This window comes from Brucella grignonensis (genome assembly GCF_002252505.1).
GTDB classification, from domain to species: domain Bacteria; phylum Pseudomonadota; class Alphaproteobacteria; order Rhizobiales; family Rhizobiaceae; genus Brucella; species Brucella grignonensis.
The window spans coordinates 168,014-186,668 of the sequence record NZ_NNRL01000148.1 but is presented as its reverse complement, the minus strand read 5'-3'; the positions used below and the strand labels follow the sequence as shown (position 1 = coordinate 186,668).

Sequence of the window (18,655 nt, the reverse complement as noted above, 5' to 3'; positions counted from 1 at the left end):
GCATTTCCATAAGCCACTCTCCTTCTGAGGGAGGAAGCGGGTATGAAGAATGCGGATGCGATTATTATTGGATCAGGTCTGTCGGGGCTTGTGGCCGCTCATGAGCTAACCAGCGCTGGGCGAAAAGTCATCCTGCTTGAGCAGGAAGGCGAAAATTCGCTTGGCGGACAAGCATTCTGGTCGCTTGGCGGTCTGTTCATGGTCGATAGTCCCGAGCAACGGCGTCTCGGCATAAAGGATAGCCTTGATCTGGCACGACAGGACTGGCTTGGATCGGCGCAATTTGATCGTCCGGAAGATTATTGGCCGAAACAATATGCCGAAGCCTATTTGCAGTTTGCGGCCGGTGAGATGCGCTCTTGGCTGCACAGTCTTGGTATGCGCTGGTTTCCCGTTGTCGGCTGGGCAGAGCGCGGAGGCGCTCAAGCACACGGACACGGCAATTCCGTTCCGCGTTTTCACGTGACATGGGGTACTGGCCCCGGCGTGGTCGCTCCCTTCGAACGTCTGATGCGAGAAGCTATTTCAAATGGCTTGCTTACGCTGAAGTGTCGTCATCGTGTCAATGAAATCGTCATGACCAACGGACTGGCAAGCGGGGTGTGCGGCGATATTCTTGTGCCCTCAACAGTCGAGCGCGGACAATCGTCCTCGCGTGACGTCGCCGGTCAATTTGAACTGTCCGCCGATTGTGTGATCGTAACGTCTGGCGGTATCGGTGGCGATCCAGAGCGTGTCCGTAAAGCATGGCCACGCGACAGGCTTGGCAATCCACCTGAGAATATGGTGCTTGGAGTGCCTGCACATGTGGATGGCCGCGGCATAGATATAGCTGTTGCAGCAGGTGGTCATGTTGTCAACGGAGACCGCATGTGGCACTATACGGAAGGCCTCCGCAACTGGAACCCCATCTGGCCCAATCATGGCATTCGCATTCTGCCGGGGCCGTCATCGATGTGGTTCGATGCAGAGGGTAACCGCCTGCCCTCGCCCTATCTGCCCGGCTTCGATACGCTCGGCACACTTAAGCATATCCTGAGAACGGGCTACGACTATTCGTGGTTCATTCTGACTGAGAAAATCATTCGCAAGGAGTTTTCTCTATCGGGCTCTGAGCAAAACCCGGACCTCACGGGCAAAGACTGGAAACTTCTGATCAAAAGCCGTCTCGGTAAAACTCCACCGCCTCCGGTTAAGGCTTTCATCGATCATGGCGAGGATTTCGTCACCGCGACCAACCTTGACGAACTTGTCGTCAAGATGAACCAGTTGACGGGTCAGAAGCTGCTGAACCTCGCTCATATCCGAAATCAGATCGAAGCCCGCGACCGCGAAATTACCAATCGCTACTCCAAAGATGCTCAGATTACAGCCATTCACAATGCACGGGCTTATATCGGAGATCGGCTGACACGGGCTGTGCCGCTTCACACTTTGCTCGATCCAAAAAATGGTCCGCTGATTGCCGTCAAACTGCATATCCTGACCCGAAAAACCCTCGGTGGACTGCATACCGATCTAAATTCAGCCGTTCTTAACGAGCGGGGTGAACCCGTTCCAGGCCTTTATGCCGCAGGAGAAGCAGCAGGCTTTGGAGGTGGCGGCTATCATGGGTATAATGCGCTGGAAGGAACCTTCCTTGGAGGCTGCATATTCTCTGGCCGCGCCGCAGGAAAGGGTGCTGCGCGTGCACTGTAGAGAAATGCGGAACAAGACCTATCGTCCCGCGTTCGGCAAATAATGAACAATATTAACGGAGGCACATCATGGTCGAGCTGGTAAATAATATCGAGAATCTCGAATTCATTATCTCCAAAGCACGTGAGTATGACGTTCAGGTGCCCGCAGTTGATGAAAACTCCGGCTCGAATGCTTCCGATGACGGCGATATAGATATCCTAGACGCCTCCATTGGTAATCCGACGCGTAAGGAATTGGTGGCCGCAATTCGTTCTTTAAATGAAGATGAAAGAGTCGAGTTGCTGGCCTTGGTCTGGGTTGGACGCGGCGACTTCAGTGCCGAAGAATGGGAAGAAGCGCTCTCGACCGCAAACGACCGCCACAATGGACGCGAAGTCAAATATCTGCTCGGCATTCCACTGCTGGGTGATTATATTGAAGAAGGGCTCGAAACGCTCGGCATTGAGTTTGAAGCTTACGATAATGAATAAGAAAAATTGATGTTTCCATTGATCGTTCTGTTTTGACGGCGTCATAGCTGGGGGGTAGTCTGCGCGGCGACCAGGGAAACAGGTGGTTCGTCACCCTTAAGATAAAATTCAAAGCATTGGAGGATTTCATCATGCTTCAGAAAAATCTGGATCAGAAAACGGATTTCTATATCGACGGCGCGTGGCGTTCTCCGCTTGAAGCAAAAGCAATTGAGGTCATCAACCCGGCAACCGAAAAGCCTTATGCGGTCATTTCTGCAGGTTCCGTTGCTGACATTGATCTCGCCGTAGCTGCCGCTCGCAAGGCGTTTCCTTCTTGGAGCGAAACGCCTGCGGAAGAGCGTATCGGCTATATTCGCCGTATCGTTGAAATTTACGAGCGCCGCCTTGAAGAAATGGCTCAGGCCATTTCCAAGGAAATGGGTGCGCCGATCAAGCTCGCACGTGAATCTCAAGCTGCAGCCGGGCTGTCTCATACCAAAGCTTTCATCACAGCTTTTGAAAATTTCGAATTTGAAGAAATTCTTTCGCCCAAGCATCCCAATCAAGCCATTGTGCGTGAACCGATCGGTGTTTGCGGTCTGATCACGCCATGGAATTGGCCGATGAACCAAATCGCGCTCAAAGTTATTCCTGCAATCGCGGTGGGTTGTACAGTCGTGCTCAAGCCGTCTGAAATTGCGCCAATGTCAGCCATGCTCTTTGCTGAATTTGTCGATGAGGCAGGCTTGCCGAAGGGTGTGTTCAATCTTGTCAACGGTGAAGGCCCGGTTGTAGGCGAAGCGATGTCGCAGCATCCGGATATCGACATGATGTCATTCACCGGCTCAACCCGGGCTGGCACTGCTGTCTCACGTGCTGCTGCTGCAACCGTCAAGCGCGTTTCACTGGAACTCGGCGGTAAGTCGCCAAACATTGTGTTCGCTGACAGTGACCTCGAAAAAGCTATTGAGCGCGGTGTGAACCATTGCTTTGAGAATACCGGCCAGTCCTGCAATGCGCCAACACGTATGCTGGTTGAACGTTCGGTTTACGAAAAAGCGGTCGAATTCGCCAAAAAGGCAGCTGCCAAGACCACAGTCGATGATCCGGCCAAGGACGGCGAACATATCGGCCCACTCTCCTCTTCAATCCAGTTTGAGAAGGTTCAGGCGCTGATTCAGAAGGGTATTGATGAAGGAGCGCGTCTGATTGTCGGTGGCACGGGTCGTCCGGAGGGCATTTCGGAAGGCGACTTCGTCAAGCCGACGATCTTTGCCGATGTGAATAATGATATGACCATTGCCCGCGAAGAAATCTTCGGCCCTGTGCTGGCGATGATCCCCTTCGACACGGAAGAAGAGGCCATCGCAGTCGCCAATGACACACCGTATGGTCTTGCCGCCTATATCCAGACGGGCAACCCGGAACGAGCCAAACGTGTTGCGCGAAAGCTCCGTGCCGGCATGATCCAGATCAACGGTACGTCGCGTGCTCCCGGAAGCCCGTTTGGTGGATATAAGCAGTCGGGCAACGGCCGCGAAGGCGGAAAATGGGGTCTCGAAGACTTCATGGAAGTGAAGCTTATCAGCGGCTAGAGCGCGTTTCGATCTGATTGGATCAGATCGGCGCTTTAAATATTTGTTTTAACGCGCATCTTTGTCCGAAAACCGTTTCATACTTTTCGGGATGCGCTCTAAACGAACCACCGTATTGAAATGAAAAAGCGCCGGGAATCTGGCGCTTTTTTGTGCGAATCTTGCCAGCTACCCTAAGCGGCGCAACAGGCACATGATGCCTTTGTACCCCCGGACCTGTTCCTTGACGGATTACACGAAATGGCTACAGCCAACCGTCAAGGAATGGGTTTTAATTAATAAGCAGACCCGAATTTCAGGCTGGCGAATTCCGGGGAATCCAACAAGTCCTGATGGTGAGCGCGTGCAACATCAGGATGCGAGCGCAGGCGGCTCTTGAGATTGTTCTGGCCCACTTCGCGGAAGAGCGTGTTGAGTGGATCAACTGTTACGCCACGTTCCTTTATCTTGAGTTCGTCCGGCAGATCAATCACAGGGATCGTTGCGTCATAGCGAGCGCCAAGGAAGAAGGCCACCGAGAAGCGTTCGGTTCCAGCGGGTGGTGCGACAACGCCATGAACGTCAGCACGAACAAAGCCGTTGGTCGCCAGTTCAAGCAGTTCGCCAGTATTAATGACAAACGTACCCGGCACTGGCGGTGCATCGATCCAGACATCGTCCTCGCGCTGCACTCCCAAGCCCGGCACAACATCCTGAAGCAGTACGGTCACGAAGCCACCGTCCTTATGTGCACCGACGCCCTGCTCGCTTTCAGCAACATCGCGACCTGTATAGCGAATTATTTTCAAAAGCTGTGATGGGTGTGGCTCATAAATCTGCGCAAAGAAATCTTTGCTCTGGCCAAGCGCCTGCGCTATGGCTTTCAAAACATTAATATCCGTCAGGGCTTCCGTAGCACCAGAGGTAACAAGAACCTCTGTCTCTCAATCTATGTCCAATCCAAGAAATCGGTGCGCATTTTCCGCCACCGCTTTGCGCAGAGATGGAAGCCCAAGCATCGGCGGGTACTGGTGCGGGCCATCGCGCAAAGCCTCTATTGCGGTTTCAACGAGCTCCTGAGGCTCAAAGCCTTCAGGACCCCCCTGCCCGAGATTAATAGATCCAGTTTCGGCTGCAAGGCGCGACATGGATTCAAAAATGGACGTGCCTGTTGCACCGAATATTGGATTGACCATCAAATCGCCCCGCTGCGTATTATGAGCTACGGCGGAACGATAGGGCTTATAAAAACATCAAACAAAACATCGGCAATCAGTTCTGGTGACGCGTCTTCCAAAGCTCTTCAGCCTTTTTGTGGAGTTCGTCATAACTGTGATTATCGGCTGCAACTACAGTCATCAGTGCCATGGCCGTTGAAGCGATCACCGTCAGTTCAGCGCGCTCATCGATGGCTGCACCAGACCAGACAGCAAGCCAATATTCAAAGCTCGTCAGGCTCGCATGTTTTTCGGTTCCAGCCTTTGACAGAGTTGGCAGTGTCAGCTCTGATTTCTGACCGCCGAACCATCTGTGGATCGTATGCGTATGGTGCGGCACCAGCTCGGCAACATCGCGGCTTGTCGAGACGACTGAAACAGACGGCCAGTCAAGCAAGGCTCCTGCATCGCGATGCAATTCACGATAGGCGGGCTGCGTCACACCAAGGAAAGAGGCGGGAAGCCCCATCGGATTGAGCAGATGCGCGAGACTGTTAATGGATGATCGTGAATCGAACAGTGGATAGAGTGCAAGCAACGCATGAACTTGCGGTGCAAACCCCGCCACTGGCATGAAGCAGATGCCATGCGCTTTCAAAGCAGTTTCTGCCAGTGAAAGCGAACCGGCAATCGGCATATTGAGAGCTTCTGCGGCCAACTCAAGCTTGCCCGACAGATCGCCCATGCCGCAATTACCGTGAAGCGCTACTGGATAGCCGGCCCGGGCGACAAGAATTGCCGCCAGCATGAACCACGGAGCCTGATGGGAGTTCGGTGAGAGATAAGCAGGCCAATCAAGTGCGGGTAAACGGATATTTGCCTTTGTTGAGCAATATTTGCGTGCTGCCTGTGCCATGCCTGCAAGCTCGGGGGCTGTTTCACCACGATAATGAATTAGTCGCAGCAAGGCACTGATTTGCATGGGATCTGCCTCCCCTGCGAATATGGTGGTAAAGGCATCCTCTGCTTCATGCATTTCCAATGGGCGCGTATATCCAACCTTTCGACCGGTAATCGCGATATATTTAGCCAGTCGCCGTGCAGGATCATTTTCATCCTGAATATTGGCGAACTGTGCCGCAAGCTGTTCCGGCGTCGGGTGGTTTTCAAGCTTCACGACTCTGCGAATACCAAGCGGCGGCGATTCCGCAATAACACTTGTACGCACCCAGCCTTGTCTGTTTTTGCAATGGGCTTTCGGCGCATCATTGCCATCGAAGTTCATCAGTGTCTCGGCTTCATTTGCCAAGCGGCGCAAGCGTCCACGTAAAGCTTCTGCTTTGGGAGTGGCGATCATGTTGCGACCAGAACGAATGAAAATTGGATCGTCAAATTTCTCGCGTATCTGTCCGAGCAGCCGGCTCATGGCGGCCATGCTCAATCCCATTTGCCTGGCGGCACCTCCGACACTTCCTTCCACAAGAAGTGCATCAAGCGCAATCAACAGACGTAGCTGACCGAGTTTCAGGCTTTCGCCGTCGGCACTTCCCGCCTCTGTCTGTGATTTTATGCGCTTGCCAGCCATTACTGCTTCATCCGTTCAGTTGCGTTTTTTGAAACTTGGAATCGTTATAAAAGATGACCGTTGACGTCATCTTATTGCCATACATAAGGAGAGCTGAAAACTCAACTTTAAGGGTGACATTATGACCAGCTTGTTTCGGGGATTGCGTGCCAATGGAACGCAGAACAGGCAATTGGCCAGCAAATCGCTTTTTGCCAAAGCCATTCTTGCGGGTACATGCCTTTCGACTGCACTCATTCTGAGTGGGACTGTTTCTTTCGCACAAACTGCGACAACGGCAGATGAAGAAGCTGCGAAAAAGAAACAGGCTGAGGCACAGGCGACCGAACAGGCAAATGCTGCCGGCGGCATTACGCTCAATCAGATCGTGGTATCTGCGACAGGTTTTGAGCAGAACATCACCGATGCTCCAGCGAGCATTTCGGTTGTACCGGGTGAAGAACTCGAAAAGGGCTCTTATCGCGATCTTGGCGATGCCTTGCGTGATGTTCAGGGCGTTGCTGTGACGGGGGCAGCAGCAGAACGTGATATCTTCATCCGTGGTCTGCCGGGCAGCTATACGCTCATTCTGGTTGACGGAAAGCGTCAGAGCACGCGTGATGCCCGCACCAACGGCAATTCTGGCTTTGAACAAAGCTTCCTGCCGCCAGCAAATGCCATTGAGCGCATCGAAGTGATCCGTGGCCCTATGTCATCGCTTTATGGTTCCGATGCCATGGGCGGCGTCATCAACGTCATCACCAAGAAGGTTTCGGACAAGTGGAGCGGCTCGCTGAGCTTTGACACCACGGTGCAGCAGCACTCGAAGTTCGGCAATTCGGTTCAGGGTTCTTACTATATGACTGGGCCTCTCGTACCCAACCTGGTTGGTGTGCAGCTTTGGGGTCGTGGTCTGAAGCGTCAGGAAGATAGCATCATCAGCGGCACGCCTGAGCAGCGCGATATCGATATCACCGGTCGCGTCACGATTACACCCAACGCTGATCATGACATTCAGTTTGAAGCTGGCAGAGCAAATTTGCGTCGCGACTCGACTGTTGGCAATACGATCAATCCGGTGGCAACAGGCAGCACAGCGCCGCTTGACACTTATAATTACAATGACCGCAATCACTGGTCGATCAGCCATACCGGCCGTTGGGGTCCGACGACTTCAGAGTTCTCTTTCATGCAGGAAACTGCTCAAAGAACGAACTACAGCTGGAACACAGCCAGAGGTGAGTTTGTCGAGAATCTGCGTTCGCCACATATTCGCAACTCCACTCTGGATGGTAAGTTCACAACGCCATTCGAGCTTTATGGCAACCATACGCTTGTTACGGGTGGCCAGTTTATTGACGCCACCCTGACGGATCAGAATCCGGGCCGTCGCTCTGGTCTGGATGAACAGTTCACGATCAAGCAGTGGGCGCTCTTTGCAGAAGATGAATGGTGGATCACCCCAGACTTTGCGCTAACCGGTGGTCTGCGCATGGATCACCACGAAATCTACGGCTCGCACTGGAGCCCGCGCGGCTATGCAGTCTGGCATGCTACTGATCAGCTGACACTTAAGGGCGGTATTTCAACAGGCTTCCGCGCCCCTGAAATTCGTACTATCGCGCCCGGTTATGCTTACACGACTGGCGGCGGCAATTGTACCTATGGTCCGACCGGAAACTGCGGCGTCATCATCGGGGATCCAAATCTGCAGCCAGAAAAGAGCACGAGCTATGAAGCAAGTGCGCTCTGGGATAACCAACAGGGTCTGCGTCTCGGTGCAACCTACTTCTATACCGACTTCAAAGACAAGATCGCCAGCAACATTCAGTACGATCCGATTACCGGTCAGCCACTTCGCTGGGCTCAGGACCCGAACTACGTCCTCTATTACAGCTACAACATCGATGAAGCGACAATTCAGGGTGTAGAACTGACGGCAGATTGGGAAGCGACCGACACAATAAAAATTCGCGGTAGCTACACCTATACCGACTCGGAGCAGAAGACCGGCGAATATGCTGGCCTGCCGCTGGCTCGTACGCCAAAGCACATGGCAAACATTCGCGCAGATTGGGAAACACCAGTCGATGGCCTGACTGCATGGACCGCAGCTAACTATCACGGCGACGAAATCAATGCTGGCCTGCGCATCGGCACCCTCGGTGAGCCTTATGCCTATAACAGCAGAGGCCAAGTCATCGCCCGCAAATATAAGGGCTATGCCACTGTCGACTTCGGTGGCTCTTACGAGTTCAGCGAGAACGTTACGCTCAACGCGGCCGTCTACAACATCTTCGACAAGAAGGTCACTGTCGATGAAACCAATAACGTGGTTGAAGGCCGTCGTCTCTGGCTCGGCATGACTTCACGCTTCTAACACACTTTATGACGCCAGCTGCTCTTGGCTGGCGTCATTTCTTTATGGAATGGATGCTCTTGTGAGCAAGACAAAGAACGTATTTTTGAAGGTTTGCCTCATGTTCGGAAGCATTCTCGTGAACGCCTCTGCACATGCTGGAAAGCCACAGGTCAGCGCCTTCGGCATGCAAGCAAATGGCGTCGACTATCGAATTTTTGTTGCTGTACCCGCTGAAAAGGCACCTTCCGAGGGTTTTCCGGTCGTCTATATGACGGATGGCAATCGTATGCTTCCAATTGCTGCCAAGTTAATGGAGGAAAATCCGAAACTAAACGCTGTTTTTGTCGGTATCGGCTATCCGACTGATGACAAGGACGAGATTGTTCGCCTGCGCTATTTCGATCTCACGCCGCCCACACCAGATGATTTGATCCCTGTTCAGACCAATATCCCGAAAACTGGCGGTCGTGACGCTTTCTTCGATTTTATTGATCATCAGGTTAAAGCTGAAATCGAAAAACGTTTTGCTATCGACAAGAACAAGCAGGCTCTGTTCGGCCACTCGCTTGGCGGTCTTTTCACGCTTTACGCGCTCTTCAATCACTCGGATTCATTTCAGACTTACGCCGCCGCCGACCCATCGATCTGGTGGAACGGGCGCTCCATTCTTGCCGATAAGGATCAGTTTGTGGAAGGCTTCAAAGCCAATCCGAAACCGATGCGGCTTTTGATCGAATCCTCCGGTAGACGCGGCGAACGTCCGGGCCAGTCACAGGAAGATACTGAGCGCTTGAAGAAGCTGCGCGGTGGTCCGACAGGCGCAGATATTCAAACCGAGTTGAAACAACTGCCGGGCTTTGAGGTCGCCTATCGTCGCTTCGAAAATGAGAGCCACGGTTCAATGATCCCGCTCACGGTCGAAGACAGCCTGAAATTCATCCTGCTCGATCAGATACCAAACGCACAAAGCCACTGAATTACGGTTTTCCGGCTTTGACTGGAAGAAAACTGGACTATAAAGCACAAGATTGACGAAAGGATTGAACGTCATGCTGAAATTCAGCCAACACTTTTCCCGTCTATGCGGCGCGGCACTTGTTGCTACTGCCCTCACCTCTGGCGCTAACGCTGCTGATGTGGCGGTCAAACATGCGCAAGGTGAAACGACGGTTGCGACCAATCCTCAGAAAGTCGTTGTGTTTGATTTTGCGACGCTCGACAATCTTGACCGTCTTGGTGTGAAGATCATCGGCGTTCCCGGTAGCATCGCATTCCCTGAATATCTCAAGAAATATGACGGTGCTGATTACACCAAAGTAGGCACGCTTTTTGAGCCAGATTACGAAGCCGTCAATGCAGCGGAACCCGACCTCGTCATCGTAGGCGGTCGCTCGGCTGCAAAATATGGTGAACTCGCGAAAATTGCCCCGACAATCGATCTTACCGTTCCTGCCAAGGAATTCATTTCCGGCACCGAAGCCAATATCGAAAAGCTTGGGCAGATTTTCGGCAAGGAAACGGAAGCCAAGGCAGAAGTTGAAAAGCTCAACAGCGAACTCGCAGCGCTGAAAGAAAAGGCCAAGGGCAAAGGCAAAGGCCTGATGATCCTGACGTCTGGTGGTAAGATCAGCGCCTATGGTCCGGGTTCCCGTTTCGGCGTTCTTCATGACAGCTTTGGTGTTGAACCGGCTGCCCCTGACCTTTCCGTTGGCAATCATGGTCAGCCAATCAGCTCGGAATTCATTCTTGAGACCAATCCGGACTGGCTTTTTGTGCTCGACCGCGATGCAGCCATTGGTCGTGAAGGCACATCCGCCAAGCAGTTGCTCGACAATGAACTCGTGCGTCAGACAAATGCCTGGAAGAACGATCAGGTCGTCTATCTCAACGGACAGAACTGGTATCTGGTCGGCGGTGGCCTGGGCGCTCTCCACAACACGATCCAACAGCTTTCAGCGGCTTTTGACAAAGCAAAATAAGAATGTTTGACCAAGTCAGTCGGGGCAGCCCGACTGACAAGGCATGAATGCAGGAATTGAGCGTGAAGGCACTCGCCGCAGCTATAATTGTTGTCGTCATACTGGCTTTTATCAGCCTGTTTATCGGCGTCAGCGATGTATCGCTCAGCACACTGTTTGGTGCAAATAGCACTGATCGCGCAGCAGAAGTTCTGTTGATCAGCCGCATACCGCGCACGCTCGCGATCATTCTAGCCGGCATGTCGATGGCTGTGGCTGGCATGATCATGCAGATGCTCACCCGCAATCGATTTGTCGAACCCTCAACAGCCGGAACGGTTGAATCAGCAAGCCTCGGTATTCTGCTGGTTATTCTATTTGCACCTGACACACCGGTTTTCGGTAAGATGCTGGTGGCGTCCATCACCGCTCTTGTAGGCACTGCCCTTTTTCTAAGAATCTTACACAGTATTCCGCTTCGTTCAGTTCTCGTGGTGCCGCTCGTCGGCATCATGTTGGGCGGCGTGATCAGCGCTGTGACCACCTTCATCGCCTATCGTTATGATCTGTTGCAAGCACTTAATTCATGGACCACCGGCGACTTCTCCGGTGTTCTACGTGGACGCTATGAATTGCTGTGGCTTTCCTTCTTCCTCACTGTCATTGCCTATATCGCAGCGGATCGTTTCACAGTTGCTGGTATGGGCGAAGATTTCACCACCAATCTCGGCCTCAACTATCGCCGCGTCGTAACGCTCGGGCTTGTGATTGTTTCCATGGTCAGCGCCAGCGTGGTTGTGACGGTTGGCATGATCCCGTTTCTGGGTCTTATCGTGCCCAATGTGGTCAGCATGTTCATTGGCGATAATATGCGCCGCGCCGTGCCATGGGTGGCTGTATTGGGCGCAGGCCTTGTGCTCGCCTGCGATATTGTCGGGCGTCTGATCCGCTTTCCCTATGAAATCCCTATCGGTACGATGATGGGCGTCGTTGGCAGTGCGATCTTCCTCTATCTGCTTTTGCGCCGGGGATCACGCCTTGCTTAAACGTCCCGGCTTCATCATCACGCTTCTCGCAATCCTCGTCATTGTTTCCTGCGCAGCCTTCATGACGTTGGGTGCAAAAGGCAGCTGGTCTTTCATTCTCACCTTCCGCGGCACCAAGCTTGCAGCCATGGTGCTGGTTGCCTATTCGATCGCGGTCTCAACGGTGCTGTTTCAGACCGTCACCAACAATCGCATTCTCACACCTTCAATCATGGGGTTTGATGCGCTTTATATTCTGATCCAGACACTTGCGGTTTTCGCGGTTGGCGCTATCCATGTGAACGGGATCGGCCCCAACGCCCGTTTCTTTGCAGAAACCGCCATCATGGTGGTTTTTGCCAGCACGCTTTATGCGTGGCTGTTTTCGGGTGCTGCTCGTAGCCTGCATCTGGTTATGCTCGTCGGCATTGTGTTTGGTGTCTTTTTCCGAAGTCTGTCGAACCTCATGCAGCGCATGATCGACCCCAACGAATTTGCGATACTTCAGGACCGTTTCTTTGCGAGCTTCAACAGCGTTAACGCAGACATTCTGCTGCTTGCGGCAATCATCGTGGCGGCTGTCACGCTTTACGGTCTGCGTTTCCTCAATGTCTTCGACGTTTTATCTCTCGGCCGCGAGCCCGCAATCAATCTTGGTGTTGATCATAGTCGTGTTGTGCATCGTATTCTGCTGATCGTCACAATCCTGGTTTCGGTTTCAACTGCCCTTGTCGGACCGATAACCTTTTTCGGCCTGTTGGTTGCCAATCTTGCTTACATGATTGCAGGTACATCAAAGCACCGCGTGGTGTTGCCCATCGCCGTTTTGCTGGCAATCCTGTGCATTGTCGGCGGTCAAACCATTCTTGAGCGCGTCTTCTCGTTCAATACCGCGCTTAGTGTCATCATCGAGTTTCTGGGTGGGCTCGTCTTTATCATCCTTCTCGTCAGGGGAACCGCACGTTGATTGAAATAAGCCAAGTCAGCAAATCCTACAGCGATGCAATCGTCGTCGATGACGTAACACTGCAGTTGCCCGCACGCGGGATTACATCGATCATCGGGCCTAATGGCGCTGGAAAATCGACTTTGCTTTCGATGGTCAGTCGTCTGCTCCCAATGGACACGGGCCGTGTGACCGTAGACGGACTCGACGTTTCAACCACACCGGGCGACGTGCTGGCAAAGCGCCTTTCGATCTTAAGGCAAGAAAACGCGATCAATTCCCGCCTTACCGTACGCGATCTCGTGACTTTCGGACGCTATCCACACTCCAAGGGACGGCCAACACGCGAAGACCTCAACCATGTCGATCAGGCAATCGGATATCTCGGCCTTGAAGACCTTGGCTCCCGTTTTCTCGACGAACTATCAGGCGGGCAGCGCCAACGCGCTTTTGTGGCAATGGTTCTCTGCCAAAATACCGATTACGTCCTGCTGGATGAGCCGCTTAACAATCTTGATATGAAGCATTCAGCTTCAATGATGAAGCTGTTGCGGCGCGCGGCCGATGAACTGGGCAAGACTATCGTTCTGGTGCTGCACGACATCAATTTCGCGTCCTGCTATTCCGACCATATTGTTGCCATGCGTAAGGGCAAGGTCGTGCATCAGGGATCACCGGAAAAACTCATTCAGCCGGATATTCTGCGCGATATTTACGAGATGGAGATTGCCGTCGAAATGATCGGCGGCAATCGCATTGGCATTTACTATCTCTGATCAGGCAATCGGCTCGCTCGGAAAGAGCAGCTGCAAAGCTTCATAAGCCGAGAGCACGGTTTCCATCTGCGCCGTATGGCCTTTGACAAAGGCATCGCCATAGATGGTTTCGTCCGGATATTCGGTAATCAGCGTCAGCGGCACCGTATGGCGATCATCCACACCGACCAGACATGGGAAGCCGTTGATGATGCGGAAACCCGTTTCGCCTGCATGTTGCTCGAAAAGCTTGATCTGAGCATCGTTGTAATCAAGCAGACCATCAATAGCACCGAGATGCCTGGTCACATGATCCATAAGCTGTTCGGCTTCTTTTTCCCATGACGCATGATGACGAATGATCAGAAAAAAGCCCTTTGGCAGCGTCCACATTGCAAAGGATCGCGGCACATAACCCGACAGCGGCCGCGTCCATTCATGCGATGGATAACCATGCAGATTGACATGAAGCTTCGCATTCGTGAGTGCTTCCGCTTCTACACGGATTGCTTTCTCAAAGAGACTCTCGCCACTGCGATATTCCAGATCGTCACCCAAAGCCGTATAGCGCGACGCATGATGCATATGATGCGGTTGCAACACACAGAGACGCTTATGGATTTCATAACCGTCCGGGTTTTCCTGCGGAGAAATCGTGAAATGTGCCCCTTTGCGCGCTGCAAGACGATTTGCTGCACGCAACGCTCCGACGATGCCAGTCGTTTCATTGGCATGTTGCCCGGCACTGATCATCATTGGCGCATCGCTGCCTTTGACAAAAGTCGCGCGAACGATGCGGCCTGAACGGGCTTTAGCTTCAAAGGGAGAACCGCCAAGCTTTGCAATCTCTCGGCGAATCTGGTCAGCCGAAAGGGGAGCCTGCGCATTTTCCAGAACTTGCTCGGCAGTCAGTGCATCTGACGTTGCCAGCGGACGCGTTTCCACTTTCACGGTTGGTTCAGCATCACGGAAGCGGACTTCCGGTACGATTTGACCCGGTTGCAAGCCACGATCACCGACCGGACGACCGGACTTTTTCTGGAAAACTTCGAGCAGCGAGAAATAGATATCCTCGTGCAGAGCTTCCGTCAGGCTCAGCGCCTCCTCATCATAGGCAAGACGTCGATCCGTGATCGGCAGGCTGACTGAAATGTTCAGCTCTTCAAAATAAGGTTCGCCCTTACCCCAGTCATGGGTGGCAATAGTCGAAATCGTATCGTGAAACAGCTTTTCATAAGCGGTATCAAAGCGCGCATTTTCAACGCGGCCTTCATGTTCGACAATCAACCAGCCGGTTGGTGAAACAAGCGTTTCGCCGATAAAATCTTCATGCACGCGATTGGGAGCGAAGACCCGGTGGCTTTCAGTACGGCCATCGGCAAATGTCAGATCAACTTCATAGAAGAAATCATCCTTGCCCGAGGCGGCGAAGCTGATTTTTGCATCAGGCAGAAGCGCCGAAAGCGGATAGGTTTCCAGCAAAAAGCGATTTTCTACGCAATTGTCGTGGCGTGGATAGCGAATTGATGCTGCTTTAACTGCGGCACCCTCCACTTCTTCAAGGAAGAAATGCAGAAGCGGCTTATAGGCAGAGCGCAGATGTGCATTGATGCCTGCTTCGCGAAGCCTTGTTTCTGCAGCATAGCGGCTTGGCTGGTCATCGAACAACCAAGCTTCTAGTTTTGCGCCGCGCATTTCCGGCTTTGAAAAGCGTTCAATCAGGACATTGATTGAACGCGGATAGGTCTTCTCGAAAATCACGTTCATCGCGATGTCCTGCCGGTTGGATCAAGGCTATCACGCAGCCAGTCACCGAGAAGATTGAGACCAAGAACCGTGAACAGAATGGCAAGGCCCGGGAAAAGGCTTACCCACCATGCAGTCTGGAGATAGGTGCGGCCATCGGCCAGCATTCCACCCCAGCTTGGAATGGTTGAATCAATACCGAAGCCCAGAAACGTAAGGCTCGATTCCAGAAGGATATTGTTGGCGACATTGAGCGTCATAAGAACGATGACAGGACCCAGCAAGTTAGGCAGGAGATGCTGGAAAATAATGCGCCAATCCTTGACCCCGATAGCACGCGCCGACAGGATGAACTCACGTTCGCGCAGTGACAGCACGGAACCGCGCACCAATCGTGCATATTGCACGCATTGCGAGACAATCAGAAGAATGATCGTATTGAGCAGACCACCACCAAGAATGGCCATGAAGGTGATCGCAAGCAGGATGAAGGGCATTGCGAGCTGCACATCGACAAAGCGCATCAGCGCCATATCCCAGAAACCGCGATAATACCCGGCGATGAGCCCCATGATTGTGCCGATGATTACTGAGCCGATCACGGACACAAAGCCAACGAACAGCGAAATCTTACCACCGATGATCACTCGTGCAAGCACATCACGACCGAGAGGATCGGTGCCAAAAATATGGACTGGATTGATGAAGGGGGGAGTCAAACGCGCCAGAAGATCAATCTTATTGGCACCGGCTGGGAAGAGATAGCCGGAGAAAATCACCGCAAGACAAATTGCGCCGGTCAGCGCAAAGCCAACGACAAACTCCAAGCTTGCAAAGCGCGAGTACGCGAGGCTCAATGTTTTGGACGCCATTTGCTCTACTCCGTACGAATGCGCGGATCGACAAGGCCGTAGGCGATGTCCACCAGAAGATTGACGCCGATAATCAGCATCGACAAAATTGCGATTGTTGCCTGCAGGACCGGGTAGTCGCGCCCTGCAACCGCATCGAATGCAAGCGTACCCATACCCGGCCAGTTGAACACGCGTTCAACCACAACAATACCACCCAAAAGTCCACCAAACTGAAGCCCTATATAGGTGATGAGTGGAATGGCGCAGTTACGCAACGCGTGCTTGTAAAGTACCTTGTTCTCGCTCAGGCCTTTGGCGCGGGCAACCATAATATATTGCGACTGCAGCGTTTCGAGCATCGATGTTCGCACCAGACGAACATTGGTTGCGGTCAGAATGATGCCCATGGTCAGCGCTGGCATTACGAAGCTCGCGACACCGCCCATGCCGCTCGGTGGCAGCCATTGCAGATAAATGCCGAACAACAGCACCAGCATCGTCGCAAGCCAGAAATTCGGGAAAGACAGACCGACGAGTGAGCAGATACGGATGAGCTGATCAGCCCATTTACCACGCGAAACAGCCGCCTTGATGCCAAGTGGCACCGAAATCACGATAGAAACGAACAGCGATGCGAAGGCCAGCATCAGCGTTGCAGGCAATGCGCTTCCAACAAGAACGGAGACCTGAGTACCGCCAAGAAAACTGCGCCCGAGATCAAGCGTGAACAGCCCTTTGAGAAACTGCCAATACTGAACGATGAACGGTTGATTGAGGCCAAGCCCTTCTCGGATACGCACAAGATCAGCTTCAGTGATACTGCCCGCCCCTTGCGTCAGCATCAGCGCTGGATCGCCCGTGAGGCGGATCGCAAATGCGACGAGCAGCGTCATCGCGATCAACACGAATAACGCCTGCAAAATTCGTTTTATGAGAAATCCGGCCACCCGAGCGCCTCCGAAATGCTGCGGCAAGCCGATAATAACCGGCTCGCCGTATTAGTTACTACTCGACAGTTACGTCAGTCAGACGCAGACGGCTGTCAGGAACAGGAACGAAATTCTTCACACGCTTGTTCACGCCGAAGATTGCCTTCAGGTTGTAAAGCGGCATTTCCAGAGCCCGATCAGCCGCGTAATGCGCGATTTCCTGAAGCAGCTTTTCGCGCTCGCCACGGTCGAGAACCGAACGCTGTGCTTCCAGCATCTTGTCGAGCTTTTCGTCCTTGTCATACGGGTTCCACTTTTCGCCCGAATGATACATCGAATAAGCAGTGTTATCGTAGTCAAGCGTCCAACCGCCCCATGACTGCTGGAACATCGCGCCGGTCTTACCCTGCGGGATAATGTCGTTGAGCAAAACATTGGTATCGTAAGGCTTGATGGTTGCATTGACGCCAACCATCTGCAGGAAGCTTGCGACCGCCTGAGCGACTTCGTTGAAGGTCGCTTCATTGCCGCGAACGTCAATCTGCACTTCTGCACCCGGCTTAACACCTGCTTCTTCGAGCAGTTTCTTGGCCTGTTCAGGATCGTATGGCAACGGCTTCATGTTCGGATCAAAACCAAACGAAAGAGCGCCCTGGAAGCTTGCAATCTGTTCGGCCTGACCTGCAAGGATCGACTGAATGATCGCATCGCGGTCCACAGCCATGATCAATGCCTTGCGCACGCGCTCATCCTTGGTGATGCCATCGCGCGTGTTGAAGCGCAAAGCATAGACTGTAGGACCGGCAGTCGTGACTAGTTCAAGTTTTGGATCAGCTTCAATCGTCGGGATCATACCAATTGGAATGGTTGGCGGGATGACGAGATCGACGCGACCGGCCTGAAGTTCGGCAACAGCGGTCGACGGTTCAGTAATGAAGCGGTATTCAAGTTCCGAAAGCTTAGGTGCGCCGCCCCAATGATCCGCAAACGCTTCCAGCTTGATGCTGACCTTTGGTTCGTAGGACACGAACTTGAACGGACCTGTGCCGACCGGATGCGCATTGAAATAATCATCACCCTTTTCGGTGATATATTTCGGCGGAACGATCATCGCACCATAAGCGGCGAGCTTTGTGATCAGAACTGGATCAGCCGCCTTCAGGTGAAAGTCAACGGTCTTGTCATCGATGACTTCAACCTTTTCGATCGCGATATAGTTGGAACGCTGCGGGCCTTTCGCGCCTTCCTCACCAAGCAAACGATCAAAGGTAAACTTCACAGCTTCCGCATTGAACGGCTCGCCGTCATGAAACTTGACGCCTTCGCGCAAGGTGAAGCGGATGCGCTTGCCTTCATCAAGTTCTTCCCATGAAGTTGCCAAAGCAGGTACGATTTTCAGATCAGGGCCGCGATAAACCAGACCGTCGAAAATATTCGTAGCAACGGACGCCCAGTTGACGAGGAAAGTATCAATTGGATCCCAGCTGCCCGGGTCCTGCGGCGATGAAATGGTGAGCTTGCCTGCGGCGAATGCCGGAGCGGATGCAAACACAGCCGCCGACAGCGCGGAAGCCATGAGAACGGCTTTAAGTGTTTTCCTTATCATTGTTTTTCCCCTTTGGGTTTTGTTGA

15 protein-coding genes and 1 pseudogene are annotated in these 18,655 nt (G+C 52.9%); 9 read left to right on the top strand and 7 right to left on the bottom strand.

Annotated features, from left to right (window positions below; translation table 11 throughout):
• Positions 1 to 42 precede the first annotated feature (42 nt).
• From CEV33_RS03935 to CEV33_RS03925, 3 genes are all read left to right on the top strand, one after another.
• A complete protein-coding gene (locus CEV33_RS03935) occupies positions 43 to 1,698 on the top strand; it encodes an FAD-binding dehydrogenase (protein ID WP_094539136.1) in 1,656 nt (551 codons plus the stop codon).
• Positions 1,699 to 1,766: 68 nt separating this feature from the next.
• Positions 1,767 to 2,171 carry a DUF3775 domain-containing protein gene (locus CEV33_RS03930; protein ID WP_094539135.1) on the top strand — a complete coding sequence of 135 codons (405 nt, stop codon included), beginning with the start codon at positions 1,767 to 1,769 and terminating at the stop codon, positions 2,169 to 2,171.
• Positions 2,172 to 2,302: 131 nt separating this feature from the next.
• Positions 2,303 to 3,748, top strand: a complete 1,446-nt coding sequence (locus CEV33_RS03925) for an aldehyde dehydrogenase family protein (RefSeq protein WP_094539134.1) — start codon at positions 2,303 to 2,305, stop codon at positions 3,746 to 3,748.
• Positions 3,749 to 4,023: 275 nt separating this feature from the next.
• Here the strand turns inward: CEV33_RS03925 and CEV33_RS03920 are convergent.
• From CEV33_RS03920 to CEV33_RS03910, 3 genes and pseudogenes are all read right to left on the bottom strand, one after another.
• A pseudogene (locus CEV33_RS03920) lies at positions 4,024 to 4,623 on the bottom strand (2OG-Fe(II) oxygenase family protein); the annotation flags it as partial.
• Positions 4,624 to 4,671: 48 nt separating this feature from the next.
• On the bottom strand, positions 4,672 to 4,923 hold the full coding sequence (locus tag CEV33_RS03915; protein ID WP_374816981.1) for a hypothetical protein: 252 nt from the start codon (positions 4,921 to 4,923) through the stop codon (positions 4,672 to 4,674).
• 76 nt (positions 4,924 to 4,999) lie between these two features.
• Positions 5,000 to 6,469, bottom strand: coding sequence for a glycosyl transferase family protein (locus CEV33_RS03910; protein WP_094539133.1), 1,470 nt, complete (start codon positions 6,467 to 6,469; stop codon positions 5,000 to 5,002).
• A 121-nt stretch (positions 6,470 to 6,590) separates the two neighbouring features.
• On the opposite strand from CEV33_RS03910, the gene CEV33_RS03905 reads away from it, so the two are divergent.
• From CEV33_RS03905 to CEV33_RS03880, 6 genes are all read left to right on the top strand, one after another.
• The gene (locus CEV33_RS03905) at positions 6,591 to 8,828 is read left to right on the top strand and encodes a TonB-dependent receptor domain-containing protein (RefSeq protein ID WP_235818357.1); all 2,238 of its coding nucleotides are present in this window, start codon (positions 6,591 to 6,593) and stop codon (positions 8,826 to 8,828) included.
• 61 nt (positions 8,829 to 8,889) lie between these two features.
• Positions 8,890 to 9,786, top strand: a complete 897-nt coding sequence (locus tag CEV33_RS03900; protein ID WP_094539248.1) for an alpha/beta hydrolase — start codon at positions 8,890 to 8,892, stop codon at positions 9,784 to 9,786.
• A gap of 73 nt (positions 9,787 to 9,859) precedes the next feature.
• A complete protein-coding gene (locus CEV33_RS03895) occupies positions 9,860 to 10,789 on the top strand; it encodes a siderophore ABC transporter substrate-binding protein (protein WP_094539247.1) in 930 nt (309 codons plus the stop codon).
• A 62-nt stretch (positions 10,790 to 10,851) separates the two neighbouring features.
• Positions 10,852 to 11,814 (top strand): ABC transporter permease, encoded by a 963-nt coding sequence (locus CEV33_RS03890; protein WP_094539246.1) that lies wholly within the window; start codon positions 10,852 to 10,854, stop codon positions 11,812 to 11,814.
• A complete protein-coding gene (locus tag CEV33_RS03885; protein ID WP_094539132.1) occupies positions 11,807 to 12,760 on the top strand; it encodes an iron chelate uptake ABC transporter family permease subunit in 954 nt (317 codons plus the stop codon). The genes CEV33_RS03890 and CEV33_RS03885 overlap by 8 nt, the downstream gene beginning before the upstream one ends.
• The gene (locus CEV33_RS03880) at positions 12,757 to 13,515 is read left to right on the top strand and encodes an iron ABC transporter ATP-binding protein (RefSeq protein ID WP_094539131.1); all 759 of its coding nucleotides are present in this window, start codon (positions 12,757 to 12,759) and stop codon (positions 13,513 to 13,515) included. The genes CEV33_RS03885 and CEV33_RS03880 overlap by 4 nt, the downstream gene beginning before the upstream one ends.
• Here the strand turns inward: CEV33_RS03880 and CEV33_RS03875 are convergent, their stop codons facing one another.
• Genes CEV33_RS03875 through CEV33_RS03860 form a run of 4 tightly spaced genes read right to left on the bottom strand, consistent with a single transcriptional unit; the run spans position 13,516 to position 18,629 of the window.
• The gene (locus CEV33_RS03875) at positions 13,516 to 15,261 is read right to left on the bottom strand and encodes a peptidase M14 (protein WP_094539130.1); all 1,746 of its coding nucleotides are present in this window, start codon (positions 15,259 to 15,261) and stop codon (positions 13,516 to 13,518) included.
• Entirely contained in the window at positions 15,258 to 16,112 is an 855-nt protein-coding gene (locus CEV33_RS03870; RefSeq protein WP_094539129.1) for an ABC transporter permease, read from the bottom strand. The genes CEV33_RS03875 and CEV33_RS03870 overlap by 4 nt, the downstream gene beginning before the upstream one ends.
• A gap of 5 nt (positions 16,113 to 16,117) precedes the next feature.
• Positions 16,118 to 17,041, bottom strand: coding sequence for an ABC transporter permease (locus tag CEV33_RS03865; protein ID WP_094539128.1), 924 nt, complete (start codon positions 17,039 to 17,041; stop codon positions 16,118 to 16,120).
• Between the two features lie 58 nt (positions 17,042 to 17,099).
• A complete protein-coding gene (locus CEV33_RS03860) occupies positions 17,100 to 18,629 on the bottom strand; it encodes an ABC transporter substrate-binding protein (protein WP_094539127.1) in 1,530 nt (509 codons plus the stop codon).
• Positions 18,630 to 18,655: the final 26 nt, after the last annotated feature.